This is a genomic window from Pseudomonas sp. B6001 (genome assembly GCF_013386015.1).
Lineage (GTDB): Bacteria > Pseudomonadota > Gammaproteobacteria > Pseudomonadales > Pseudomonadaceae > Aquipseudomonas.
Map to the genome: position 1 here is coordinate 105,478 of NZ_JACAOX010000004.1, position 12,115 is coordinate 117,592.

Annotated in this window: 11 protein-coding genes and 1 pseudogene; 7 read left to right on the forward strand and 5 right to left on the reverse strand. The window is 59.8% G+C overall.

Translation table 11 applies throughout. The features are described from left to right. Window positions 1–179: 179 nt before the first annotated feature. The 3 genes from HX821_RS06570 (at window position 180) to HX821_RS06580 (ending at window position 4,444) form a co-directional block, all read left to right on the forward strand. Window positions 180–2,312 carry an FUSC family protein gene (locus tag HX821_RS06570; RefSeq protein ID WP_087692419.1) on the forward strand — a complete coding sequence of 711 codons (2,133 nt, stop codon included), beginning with the start codon at window positions 180–182 and terminating at the stop codon, window positions 2,310–2,312. 73 nt (window positions 2,313–2,385) lie between these two features. After that, window positions 2,386–2,889: a FadR/GntR family transcriptional regulator gene (locus HX821_RS06575; RefSeq protein ID WP_003207381.1), complete on the forward strand. Its 504-nt coding sequence runs from the start codon at window positions 2,386–2,388 to the stop codon at window positions 2,887–2,889. 238 nt (window positions 2,890–3,127) lie between these two features. After that, window positions 3,128–4,444, forward strand: coding sequence for an OprD family outer membrane porin (locus HX821_RS06580; RefSeq protein WP_003207383.1), 1,317 nt, complete (start codon window positions 3,128–3,130; stop codon window positions 4,442–4,444). A gap of 6 nt (window positions 4,445–4,450) precedes the next feature. Here the strand turns inward: HX821_RS06580 and HX821_RS06585 are convergent, their stop codons facing one another. Then, window positions 4,451–5,146 (reverse strand): helix-turn-helix transcriptional regulator, encoded by a 696-nt coding sequence (locus HX821_RS06585; protein ID WP_177035453.1) that lies wholly within the window; start codon window positions 5,144–5,146, stop codon window positions 4,451–4,453. A 241-nt stretch (window positions 5,147–5,387) separates the two neighbouring features. On the opposite strand from HX821_RS06585, the gene HX821_RS06590 reads away from it, so the two are divergent. Together HX821_RS06590 and HX821_RS06595 are read left to right on the forward strand one after the other, a co-directional pair. Further along, entirely contained in the window at window positions 5,388–6,293 is a 906-nt protein-coding gene (locus HX821_RS06590; protein WP_003207388.1) for a LysR family transcriptional regulator, read from the forward strand. Between the two features lie 94 nt (window positions 6,294–6,387). Then, window positions 6,388–7,404: a hypothetical protein gene (locus HX821_RS06595; protein WP_087692417.1), complete on the forward strand. Its 1,017-nt coding sequence runs from the start codon at window positions 6,388–6,390 to the stop codon at window positions 7,402–7,404. Between the two features lie 261 nt (window positions 7,405–7,665). Here HX821_RS06595 and HX821_RS06600 read toward each other — a convergent pair whose 3' ends face one another. Further along, on the reverse strand, window positions 7,666–8,322 hold the full coding sequence (locus HX821_RS06600; RefSeq protein WP_003207391.1) for a metalloregulator ArsR/SmtB family transcription factor: 657 nt from the start codon (window positions 8,320–8,322) through the stop codon (window positions 7,666–7,668). Window positions 8,323–8,502: 180 nt separating this feature from the next. On the opposite strand from HX821_RS06600, the gene HX821_RS06605 reads away from it, so the two are divergent. Together HX821_RS06605 and HX821_RS06610 are read left to right on the forward strand one after the other, a co-directional pair. After that, window positions 8,503–9,561, forward strand: coding sequence for a YhcG family protein (locus tag HX821_RS06605; RefSeq protein ID WP_087692415.1), 1,059 nt, complete (start codon window positions 8,503–8,505; stop codon window positions 9,559–9,561). Between the two features lie 78 nt (window positions 9,562–9,639). Further along, window positions 9,640–10,839 carry a lysozyme inhibitor LprI family protein gene (locus tag HX821_RS06610; RefSeq protein ID WP_177035454.1) on the forward strand — a complete coding sequence of 400 codons (1,200 nt, stop codon included), beginning with the start codon at window positions 9,640–9,642 and terminating at the stop codon, window positions 10,837–10,839. Between the two features lie 4 nt (window positions 10,840–10,843). On the opposite strand, the gene HX821_RS06615 is transcribed toward HX821_RS06610, so the two are convergent. The 3 genes and pseudogenes from HX821_RS06615 to HX821_RS06625 all read right to left on the reverse strand — a co-directional run bounded on the left by HX821_RS06615 (window position 10,844) and on the right by HX821_RS06625 (window position 11,988). Next, on the reverse strand, window positions 10,844–11,164 hold the full coding sequence (locus tag HX821_RS06615) for a hypothetical protein (RefSeq protein ID WP_087692413.1): 321 nt from the start codon (window positions 11,162–11,164) through the stop codon (window positions 10,844–10,846). Window positions 11,165–11,230: 66 nt separating this feature from the next. After that, a pseudogene (locus HX821_RS31735) lies at window positions 11,231–11,344 on the reverse strand (general stress protein); the annotation flags it as partial. Window positions 11,345–11,511: 167 nt separating this feature from the next. Further along, window positions 11,512–11,988 carry a hemerythrin domain-containing protein gene (locus HX821_RS06625; RefSeq protein ID WP_008435010.1) on the reverse strand — a complete coding sequence of 159 codons (477 nt, stop codon included), beginning with the start codon at window positions 11,986–11,988 and terminating at the stop codon, window positions 11,512–11,514. Window positions 11,989–12,115 lie beyond the last annotated feature (127 nt).

Sequence of the window (12,115 nt, forward strand, 5' to 3'; positions counted from 1 at the left end):
TTTTACGTAACAGTCATTCACGTTTCTGATGACTTACCGGGGCGCATGGAAGCCCCTAGAGTCGCCGCCCCATTTCCCGTCAGCCGGAAGGTCGCGTGCCTCGACTCACTGTTCGTCGTTTCAATATCGCCGGTAGAGCGGGCCGCTGGCTGGTGTCGCTGCCCTGGCGCCGGGGCTTCATGGAGTGGGCCCGCAGCGATGGGGTGATGTGGATCTACCTGGGCAAGGTATTGATCGCCTCGTACCTGACCCTGTGGCTGGCGATGCGCCTGGAACTGCCACAACCGAGCACCGCGATCACCACTGTGTTTATCGTGATGCAGCCCCACAGCGGGCACGTACTCGCCAAGAGTATCTATCGCTTCATCGGCACGTTGGTTGGCTCATCGTTCATGGTGCTGTTGATGGCCCTGTTTGCCCAGAGCACCGAGCTGTTTCTCGCAGGCCTGGCATTGTGGGTGGGGTTGTGTTCCGGTGGTGCCGCGCGCAATCGCAACTTCCGCGCCTATGGATTTGTGCTCGCCGGCTACACGGCGGTGATGGTCGGGCTTCCCGTGGTGGGCCATCCGCAGCAGGTATTCATGGCGGCCGTCTGGCGAGTGCTGGAGATCACCTTGGGGATCGTCTGCGCGACGCTGATCAGCGCCACCGTATTGCCTAAAACCTCCAGCGTGGCGATGCGCAACACGTTGTACCAACGCTTTGGCCGCTTTGCCGGATTTGTGCGGCAGCGCCTGCGTGATACCGGTGACCAGGCGGCCTTCGAGAGCGCCAACCTGGGGTTTATCGCCGAGGCCGTTGGCCTGGAAGTAATGCGCAGCGTCAGCGTGTTCGAAGACCCTTACATGCGCCAGCGCAATGGGCGAATCAACCGCCTCAACAGCGAGTTCATGGCGATCACCACGCGTTTCAACGCGCTGCATCAACTGCTTGAACGGGTTCGCCTGCGCGGTGGCGTGGAGGTGGTCCAGGCCGTCGATCCGGGGTTGATCGCGTTGGCCGAGCTGCTCAAACCCTTCGCCGGGCACCCATTGACGGACCGTGACGCGGCCGTGCTGTCCACCGAACTGAAAGTCTACAAAGCCGGCTTGCCAGACCGGGTCCGGCGCCTGCGTGCGGCGTTGCAACATACCGCTCCCGTAGCCGATGACCTGCTGGACTTTCACACCGCGTATGAACTGCTCTACCGCTTTGTCGACGAGCTGCACAGCTACGCCCAGACGCATGCGTCCCTCGCCGATCACAACCATGTGCGAGAGCAATGGAACGAACCGTTTCAACCTCGGACCAACTGGCTGGCGACCCTTGCGGCCGGGTTGCGCGCCGCGGTGGTGTTACTGGTGCTCAGTACGTTGTGGATTGCCACCAGTTGGCCCAGCGGCGCGGCCATGACCCTGGTGTCGGCGCTGACCGTAGGCCTGTCGGCGTTCTCTGCCAACCCCAGGCGCATGTCGTTTCAAATCGCCTGCGGTACGCTACTGGCAGCGGTGATTGGCATTTTCGAAGTGTTTTTCGTGTACCCGATGATCGACGGTTTTCCGTTGCTGTGCGTGGTCATGGCGCCGGTGATCGTACTGGGTTCGTTCTGGCTGGCGAGGCCGCAATTGGCCGGCTATGGCCTGGGCATGCTGGTGTTTTTCGGCACCAGCTCAGTGCCTGCCAACCTGACGCTGTACAACCCCTACGGGCTGATCAATGACTATCTCGCCATGGTGTTTGGCATGTTGGTGTGCGCCGCGGCGGGGGCGATTATCCTGCCACCCAACAGCCCTTGGCTGTGGCGCCGGCTGGAACAGGATCTGCGCCGCCAGGTGGTGGTTGCCATCAGCGCGCCGTTGCCGGCGCTGGGCTCCGGTTTCGAAAGCGGCACCCGCGACCTGCTCAACCAGGCCTACAACTTTGCGGCGGGCAGGGCATCGGTGCAGCATCGCCTGCTGCGCTGGACGTTCGTGGTACTGGACGTGGGGCACGCGATCATCGAGTTGCGCCGCGAGCAGGCCCGGTTGCCGGCGCAGGCCTGTTACGCCGAGAGCATGCCCTGGCGCCTCGCCATCCGGGCAATGGGTCGCGCACTGGTGCGGTTGTTCGTCAAGCCTGGGCCCGGTTATTTGCAGCGCGCGCTGGAGGCTGTCGAGCACGCCATTGAGTGCGTGCAACAGACCGATGAGCCATTCGCCGGGAACTTTGAGACTTCAGCCCTGAGACGGGTGGAAAGCTACCTGCACTTCATCCGCACCTCGCTGCTCGACCCGCAATCGCCGCTGGTCCACTACAACCAGCCGGGAGAAAAAGTGGCGCAATCGAGCGACTAGTTGGCGGGCCGGAAGGAGTCTGGGTGAGCATCAATCTCCATACTCGAGGGGCATGATCTTTCAGGAGTGGCCCATGTACGCCGGTCTTTGCAATCACGCCTGGGTCGCCTCGATCATCGATGGCATTCGTGAACAACGTAGCGCGATCCGCGACCACCTGGAGGCCCAGTACCTGCTGGAAGTCGAAACCGCCCGACTCGCTGCGCGCCGTCGCACCCTGGAGGATATCCGCCGGTTGTGGCACGCCCTGGCGCGGCGTGGCGAATATAACCTCGGGGATCAACTCGACGATTTCGTCGACCGCGACCAGGCCTTGCACGGTGCGGTGGCCGTGGCTTCCCACAACGTGGTCTTGCAGTCGATGTACCGCGCATTCAGCTCTTCGTTCCACAGCCAGTATCTGGCGATTTTTGCCGACAACGAGTTGTATGAGCCGGGGCTTGAAGCCCATGCGCAAGTCGTCCAGGCGATTATCTTTGGCGATGAAGACGCGGCAGTCGAGGCGGTACGCGCGATGTTCGATCCCATGCTGGAAAAGCTCCGCTGGCTGTCGGAGCGAGACGGCACTGCAGCGTGAGTCGTTGTACTCGCAGTTGACTTAAGACCCTCGTGGAAAGCCCGTTCCAGACGCCTGCGCGTCGTCCTCATTGTTACAAAAACTGGAAAAGTGAATGCCCGTTTTGGCGGCTGTTTTCACAACCGCCAGGCCTATATCGTGCGCGCCTCCCGTCGAATGAAAACACTGCAACACACAATAAAAAACGGCTGCCATCACTGGGTCGACGGGACAGTCGTGTTCACTGTTCGGAGCCTTCATGAACCACAAGACTTACCTGGCCCTGGCCGTTTCTTTCGGCGTTGTACAGCAGGCGGCTGCATCGGGTTTTATCGACGACAGTAAAGCGACCCTGGACCTGCGCAACTTCTATCTCAACCAGGACACGCGCAATGCCAAGGGGGCCTCGGACCGGGAATGGGGCCAGGCCTTCATGTTCAATTATCAGTCCGGTTTCACCGAGGGGGTGGTGGGCCTGGGGTTGGATCTGCAAGAGCTGTACGGCGTACGGCTGGATGCGTCAGGGCGTGCCGGCAAGGTGGGGGAGGACAACACACCCGGTAGCGTCTTCCCGCTGTCTGATGGCAAGGCTGCCAATGATTTCAGCAAGACCGGCGTCACCGGCAAAGTGCGCATCTCCCAGACCCAACTGAAAGTGGGCACGCTGATGCCCCGGGTGCCGGTACTGATGTATGAAGACGGCCGGTTGTTGCCCCAGACTTTTCGTGGCTACCAGGTGGACTCCAAGGACCTGAAAGACTTCAACCTCGTCGCCGGCAAAATCGAGCAGGTGCTTGACCGTAACTCCAGCAACGGCCAGGGCTTGTCCATCGCTGGCGCAAACGATCCGGTCAAGGGCACGTCCAGCAATCAGTTTTACTACGGTGGTGTGGATTACGCCGTAAGCAAGCAGATGCAGTTGCAGTATTACTACGCGAATCTTGAAAACTTTTACCAGCAACACTTCTTCGGCCTGGTGCACAACTGGCAGTTGCCGGTGGGCCAGTTCAAGAGTGACCTGCGCTACTTCCACAGTACCTCGGACGGTAAGAACTCCAGTGCGGCGGGGCGTGCCGAGGGCTACGTCAGCTCGGGTTACTACGGGCCGGGCGTCAACAATGGCAAGGTCGACAATAACCTGTGGAGTGCCTTGTTTACTTATTCGCTGCAAGGCCACTCGGTGAGCCTGGGGTATCAGAAAACCACGGGCGAAAGTGACTTCCCCCATATCAACCAGGGGCAGGGCCGCTCGGTGTATTTGATCACCAACTCCCAGTCGTTGAAGTTCGTCAACGCCGGGGAACAGGCCACGGTGGCCAGCTATGCCTATGATTTTGCGAACCTGGGCGTGGCGGGGCTGAAGACCAGCGTCACCTACATACATGGCAGCCACATCCGCACGGCAGGTCGTGACAATACCGAGTGGGAGCGGGACGTGCGGGTTGACTATGTGATTCCTGCCGGCACCTTCAAGGGGATTGGGTTCATGTGGCGTGGTGCGGTGCTGCGGGGTAATGACAGCGCTGACAAAGACGAAGCCCGGTTGATGGTCAGCTACAGCATTCCCTTGCTGTAGGCCGGCTCAACGCTGGGCGAAATACCTGGCCGGGCTGCAACCGAACACCGAGCGGAACACGGCGATAAAGCTGCTGGAGCTTTCGTAGCCAATCGCGGCGGCGGTGCTGCTGACGCTTTCCCCCGCCGCGAGGTTTTCCAGGGCCACCATCATCCGCAAGCGTTGGCGCCAGGCGCCGAAGCCCATGCGGGTCTGGGCAGCAAACAGCCGCTCCAGGGTGCGTGCACTGGCGCCTACCTCGAAGGCGATTTCCTTGAGCGGCCGAGTGTCGTTGGGGTTTTGCTTGATCAGGTTGGCGGCGCGCACCGCGCGTTTATCCGAGGGTTCAGGCAGGTAAAAGGCGTCTTGCTCAAGCAATGCCAGGTGGTCCAGCAGCACGGTGCCCAGGCGGCTTTCGCGGCTGTGCTCGGGGTACTCGCCTGGCAGTTGCGCGCAGGCCAGGATCAGCTCGCGCACCAGCGTCCCGACATTTAACACTGCGCAGCGGGCCCACGGTGGAATGCTGGCCGCGCCCTGACGCACATATACGGTACGCATCGACACCTGACGCGAATGCTTGAAGGTGTGGCTGACACCTGGCGGAATCCAGAGCGCCCGCTGCGGTGGCAGAACCCAGATGCCTTCGGCCGTCAGTACCGTCATCGAACCTTTGATGGCGTACATGATTTGCGCGTGTTCCGGGTGAACGTGAGGTTCACGCAAGCCGGGAAAATACTCCCGGACCAAACCTTGCACGGGGGCCGCGCCAAACTTAATCGATGGGTGTTCAAGCATGGCGCGATCCCGATATTTTCTAGATAAGGAGGGATTTTGTGCCAGATCAAAAGGGCTGTAAAGCCGCAGTTTGGCCTACCGAAAAACCGTCGGATTGGCTAGGGCGCTTGGGTTTGCGGTTGGGTACTGTCGATGCTTTTGGCGTGCGCCCTTCAAGGAAACCTCACCGATGTCCATCGGAAAAAACTTCGCCGGCGTCATCGCCTTCATGAAAGTCGCGGCCAGCGAAAGCTTCAGCGAGGCAGCACGCGACCTGGGCATTTCAGTGCCTTCGGTGAGTCGCAGCATTACCCGCCTGGAAACCCAACTGGCGATCAAGCTGCTGGAACGCACGACCCACAGCGTAGCGGTCACGCAGGAAGGGCGCCGGTTTTTTCAAGAGTGCCTGCCCAGTGTCGAGCATCTGTTGCGCACGACCGAAGCGCTGAAACACGCTACCCAGTCGCCGTCCGGCGTAGTGCGCGTAAGCTCTACCGTGGGTTTTGGGCGCAAGTGCATTGCGCCGCTGTTGCCTGGGTTCTGTAAGTCCCACCCGGACATCACCCTCGAATTTGATCTGAATGATCGCCATGTGGATTTCGCCGAAGGTCGCGTGGATGTCGCGATTCGCAACGGGCGGCTGGAGGACGCCGATGTGATCGCCAGGCAACTGGCGCCGATGAGTTTCGTCACCTGCGCCGCGCCTGAGTACCTGCACTCAGCCGGCTACCCGCAGACCCTGGAAGACCTTGCGGCGCACAAGACTATCGCCTTTCGCCTGGCGCAGTCGGGCAAGCCGCATGTGTGGGAGTTTGAAGTCGACGGGCAGTTCATACGGCTGCCGTTGCCTTACAGCCAGTTGTTCAATGACCCGGAGCTAGTGGCGCTCGCGGCCGTAGCCGGCGGTGGTGTGGCACAGCTGGCCGGCTATCAGGCGCAGCACTGGATCGCGCAACAGCGTTTGATCGTTTTGCTGCCGGGTTATGCGGCGCAGGCGCGGGGCAGGGGGCATTACATCTGCTATCGGCAGCGCGACAAGATACCGCTGCGAGTCAAGCTGTTCGTCGACTACATGGTGCAAGCCTTCCAGGCATGACCATTGGGTAAAAGGCTTTTGCCTGGGTGCCTAATTGTCGCGGGTGGCGATGGCTGGGCACTATCCGGGTGATATTTATCACCGGGAAATCAATATGTTAAGCAAAGCTATCAAACCCTGGCTGGAATGGCTGTGGCTGCTGCCGTTCGCCGCGGCGCTGTATTATCCGTGGGCGCTGGCGTGGAGTAACCAGGCGCATGTGGCAGGCGCCGGCACCCCGGTCGTCCTGGCGCTGATCCTGAGTGCCTATGCGGTGCCGCTGTTGGCGTTTGCCTGTGTGTATGTCACCGGTGTTCAACCGGTCATGAGCGCACGCCTGGTCCTGGCGCGACGCTTGTCGTGCCTGGCGGTGGCTGCGCCTCCTGCGTACACGCTTATGGGCGTCTTGCTGTACCTGATGAAAATCGAGGGCCACGACATCGCGGTATGGAGCGGGCTGTGGCTGGCGCTGGCGGGCTTTTTTGCGATGGTGTCGTCAACGGGCCCGAGCACCAGCCTGGTGACCTTGGACAAGACCTATATCAAGCTGCGTGTCGCCCACGGCATCGCCTCGGTGGCGATCCTGTTGGTGTTTCTCGCGCCGCACCTGTTCAACCACCTCCTGGGTGTACTGGGTACCGATGTGCATAAGTCGGTGATGGACGTGCTGCGACGGGTGTATCGCAATGGCTGGCTGGAGCCGGTGATCATTGTCACGTTTTTCTTTCAGATTCTCAGCGGGCTGGTGTTGATTCGCCCGAAGACCGTCACGCGTGCCGACCTGCTGGACGCGTTACAGACCGCCTCCGGCACCTATCTCTCGCTGTTTATCGCGTCCCATATCAACTCGGTGTTTACCCTGGCGCGTTACTTCGGCACCGACACCGATTACGCCTGGGCCGTGGCCGAGCCCGTAGGGTTATTGGCGGATCCATGGAGCATTCGGCTGCTGCCGCATTACTCGCTGGCGGTGTTCCTGCTGATTGGGCATCTGGGTTGTGGTTTGCGAGGTGTATTGCGTAATCACAATGTCAGCGAGTCACGCAGTTCGCTGTTGACCTGGCTGGTGATCGGCATGGGCGCCATAGTCACGATCATCATTACCAGCGGCATGCTGGGGGTCAGGGTTTAGGCTGTTTACGGCACCGTAAAAAGTATTGGCTTGTGTAATTCAAAGCGCTCAACGTATTATCCAAGATCTCTCTTGGTTATATGATTGGTGGGCATTGCGCCACTACACCGGAATCTGTCCTTCCTGCAATGGGCTTGAGTACGGCGTGAGGCTTAGGCTGCGATGGACTGCGCAGCGCTCGTGAATCCTGAACCGTTGGTGTATCCGGGACACTGCGGCGCTGGAATTGCGGTTGCTGCGCAGCCCATCGCAGCCTCTTTCTTACAGGCGGCGGGGCTGGATGCTGTAGGCGCAGCGCCGGTCCCCGGAAATCAAATGCTCGCGCCGCTCCACCACATTCTCATCGCCCAGGGCTGCCTGGAAGATCTGCAGTTCCGAGCGGCAGAACCCCTGGCATTTACGGGCGGCGACGCAGATCGGGCAGTGGTTCTCCACCAGCAGCCAGCCATCGTCCAGCGGCTCCATCTGCGCCATGTACCCGGCGCGTTCGCGAATCTGTACCAGGATCTCGACTTTCTCCCGCAAGGTCGACGCGGCGGAGCAGGCCTGGGTGTATTCGTGCCTGGCCGTCGCTTCCATGCTGGCGATGACTTTTTCCACGCCTTCGCTGCCAAAAATTCCTTCAATGGACTCGATCAGGTGCAACGTCAGTACGCTGTGGGAATCGGGGAATTTGCTTTGGGCGGTTTCGGTCAATGTCCACTTCAACGAGGGCCGGCCGGCACCCGAGATGGGGGCCGATACACCGACGATCAACTGCGCGACCTGCAACTTCTGGATTTGCTGGCGGGCGGCTTCGGAGGTGATTTCCAGCAGTGCAGCCAGGTCCGTGGTTTTCAGCGGGCCACGGGTCTTGAGCAGGAACAGAATGCGGTCCCCGGTGGATGCCTGGCTGTCGTCGGTGGGTGTGGCGTTCATAGATCGGGAATAACCATGGAAGTGACCGGCTCATTTGACCACAGCACGCATGTTGAGGCACCCCTTGATGCGCCTGAAGGTACGGTTCCAGTTGATTTGTATCGAAAGCATTCTGCTGGCCCATTACGCATTTTTCCCTCGCTACTATCGGCCGCCTGCCCAACCCACGAGGGAAAAGGAATGAGTGAGACCCCCGATAGCCTGAACACACCACCCGAGGGATACAGCGACTGGCTGACTGATCTCAAGAGTCGAATCCACTGCGCCCAGCAACGTGCCACCCTGGCGGTAAACCGCGAGTTGGTGTTGCTGTATTGGCAAATCGGCCAGGATATTCTGACCCGGCAGGCACGGCAGGGCTGGGGGACCAAGGTGATTGAGCGGCTGGCGCAGGATTTGCGTTCAGCGTTTCCGGAGATGAAAGGTTTTTCGCCGCGTAACCTGAAGTACATGCGTGCATTTGCGGAGGCGTGGCCGGATTCCGAATTTGTGCAACAGGCTGCTGCACAATTGCCTTGGGGCCATAATCTGGTGTTGCTGGACAGGTTGCCCGGCCCCGAAACCCGTCGCTGGTACATTGCACAGGCCATCGAACACAACTGGTCGCGCAACATCCTGGTGATGCAAATCGAAGGTCGCCTGCTGGAACGCAGCGGCAACGCGGTCAGCAACTTTGACGGACTGCTGCCCAAGGCGCAATCCGACCTGGCTCGCGAATCACTTAAAGATCCTTACCGTTTCGACTTCCTGGGCCTGTCCCTTGACGCGCAGGAGCGTGAAATCGAAAACGCCCTGGTCAAACATGTCACCGATTTTCTGCTGGAGCTGGGCGCCGGTTTTGCCTTCGTGGGACGGCAAGTATTGCTGGACGTAGGGGGCGAGGAGTTTTTCGTCGACCTGCTGTTTTATCACCTCAAGCTGAGGTGCTACGTGGTGATCGAACTCAAGGCCGGTAAATTCAAACCCGACCATCTGGGGCAGTTGGGCTTTTACCTCGCTGCGGTAGACGCCCAGCTCAAGCACCCGCAGGACAGCCCCACCATCGGCCTGCTGCTGTGCAAGAGCAAGAACGAAGTAGTGGCCGAATACGCTCTGCGTGACAGCTCCCGTCCTATTGGGGTTGCCGAGTATCAGCTGGTGGAATCCCTGCCGGCAGAGCTGCAAACCAGCCTGCCCAGCATCGAACAGATTGAACGTGAACTGGCAAGTGATCGCCCCTCCATGGCCAGTGCTTCGTAGTACTGTGCCGACAGGCTGGACATTGGCAATCGCGTCGGCACAATGAGCGCCTTGAAAGGAACTCACCCAAGGAAAGCCATGGCCCGCCGTATTCATTCTGCCTACCCAATGTTGTTGCTCGCTGGCGCGCTGATAGGCGCAGCGATGCCTGCCAGTGGCGCGTCCTTCGATTGTAAAAAGGCGTCCACCACGGTGGAAAAGTCCATTTGCGCCAGCCCTGAATTAAGCGAACTCGACACTACGCTGGGCCTGTACTACAGCCAGGCAATGGCCAAACTGGCACCCGACCAGCGCGACGAATTGCGCCGTGGCCAGCGCACGTGGTTGCAGACTCGCAACGCGTGTGCCGGTACCCCCGAACAATTGCCCGGCTGCCTGCAATCCCAACTGAGCCAGAGAGTGGTCGAGGTGGGAACCATCACCCACAAAGACACCGCAGCCCTTGACGCAATCATTGCCAGTATTCCGTACCATCCGGCCCAGGCAGCTGAAGGGCTTCGGCGCTACCCGATGAACGATCTGGCCGCCTCCTGGCTGGTCTACCTGCAGCGTTTTGAACCTGACAGTGGCGTTACGGAGAATGAGGCCGAGGAGAATCGCAAGCAGGTTCTCATAGCACTCAAGGAAGACAGTTTTCCCTGGTCGATCTGGCAGGACCTGCAGAATGATCCTGCTGTCAGCCGTGACCGGGTGATGTTGACCTTGCTGCGCATGATGATCGAGCGCCAACAGTATGAGATGTACGCCGACCAACGCCCGTATGTGCACTGTTTCGTTTTCAGCCGGCAGGGTGAGGTCGCGTATGAGTCGTTCGGGTCGTTGTACGGCTCCACCCGCGACAGCTTTGCGCCGATTTGTGCCCCTCAGGGTGATCTGTTTGCACAGCCGGCGTGGAAGCGGTTGGACGATTCGTTTACCGAGCCTTTGTCCACTGCATCGCAGAACGAAGGCACCATCCGCTTTGCCAGCTACGCCGACTGGAACACGCTTTCCCTCAAGGCCACCGCGTCGCCTCGGCTGTTTCTCCAGCCAGGCACCGCAGCGCAGGCCCAGGACCCGGAATCAGCCCTGCACAACTGGGGCGCGGATAAACAGTGGCCTGCCAGGCAACGTCAGCAAGCGCTGGCCGCCATTGAGCCCGCACGGCAAGCGACGAGTGACTGGCTGCAACGCGAGCGCGGCTTCTCTGCTGCTGATGCCAGGCAAGCAGCCCGGGAAATCGTTCGGCAGTGGATGAACCTGCGCCTGGACTTTATCGGCGGCCCCAGCGAGAACTAATCGGTCAACTGCCCGATTCTGGCACGGCCTTTTTGCCGGTCTTGGTACCGGGATGCTGGGTCGAGGTGCCTTTATGGCGCGTGCTCTTCACGGTTTTAGACGGTGCAGGTGCTTTCGTTTCAGCGTCCTTGTTGCCACTGCTGTCAGCCCCGGACGGGCTGCTGGGATAGGTGCCGGGCGGCAGTGCCGAGCCAGGAGCGCTGTTGCCGCTCAGGGCGGGCGCCTCGGGGGCAGTGTTGTCGCCGAAGGCTGCGTAGGCGGGGGCATACAGAACGAGCGCCAGGCTGACGACAAGTACGATCCTTTGGGAAATGCTGGTCTTCATGACTCAATCCCTCTTGGCGATGGGGACCGAAGCCCGGAGCACATCCAGGCTTCGGCGACGCCTCAATCAAGACTTCTTGGAGCCTGGGGCGTGGCTATGAGCCCCGCCTTTTTTGCCCGCTTCAGAAGCCTTCTCGCGGTCATTGGCGAAGTTGCCGCCTGAACCCTGGCCGCCGCTTTTACGGTTTGTGTCTTTCTGGTCTTTGTGACCAGCACCTGGGGTAGTTTTTCCACTATTAGCCATTTTGAAAACCCTCAATGATGAGCGAATCAATGGTGTTGCCTAATTGGGAATCCTCCAGCCAATTCAAAGTTTGAAATAGTTTCCAGGCATGCGACGAATGGACATCAAGCCGCCATTGGCTTCGCGCCGGGTGCTTTCTTGTGCGCGGCTTTCATCGCTTCCATCTCCGCGCCCAGCTCTTCCAGCAAGGCCTTGCCCAACAGCTTCCTGGCCTGTGGGAACATCTCGCTTTCCTCTTCCTCGATATGGTGCTCCAACAGTTCCTTGACGACTTTCACCCGGCCGGAAAACTCGGTGGTGGAGGGCGAAGTCTGCTTCAGGTCCGGAAGGACGAGGGAGTCGACAGTGCGATGTTCTTCCTTGGCCTCGTGGTACATGATTTCCTGATCCTTGCCGCCGGCCTTGCGAAAAGCCGGGTAGAGGATTTCTTCCTCAAGGCGGGTGTGAAGGCTGATTTCCATTTCCAGCTTGGCCAGGAGCTCAGTGCGCTTCTTTACGCCGCGCTCGGTCGATTCACTGAGTTGATTCAGGATGGCTTTGACGCGTTCGTGGTCGGCCTTGAGAAGATCAATGGCATTCATGGGTGACACCTCACGGGTAGCGAAAGGGCGGGTCGAATTGCCCGCCTGTCCAGACCTCTACAGCATGAGTTGTACCAAGTTGAGCGGAATATTTATTGGCTTATAAATCAATAGTTTATATCGAATA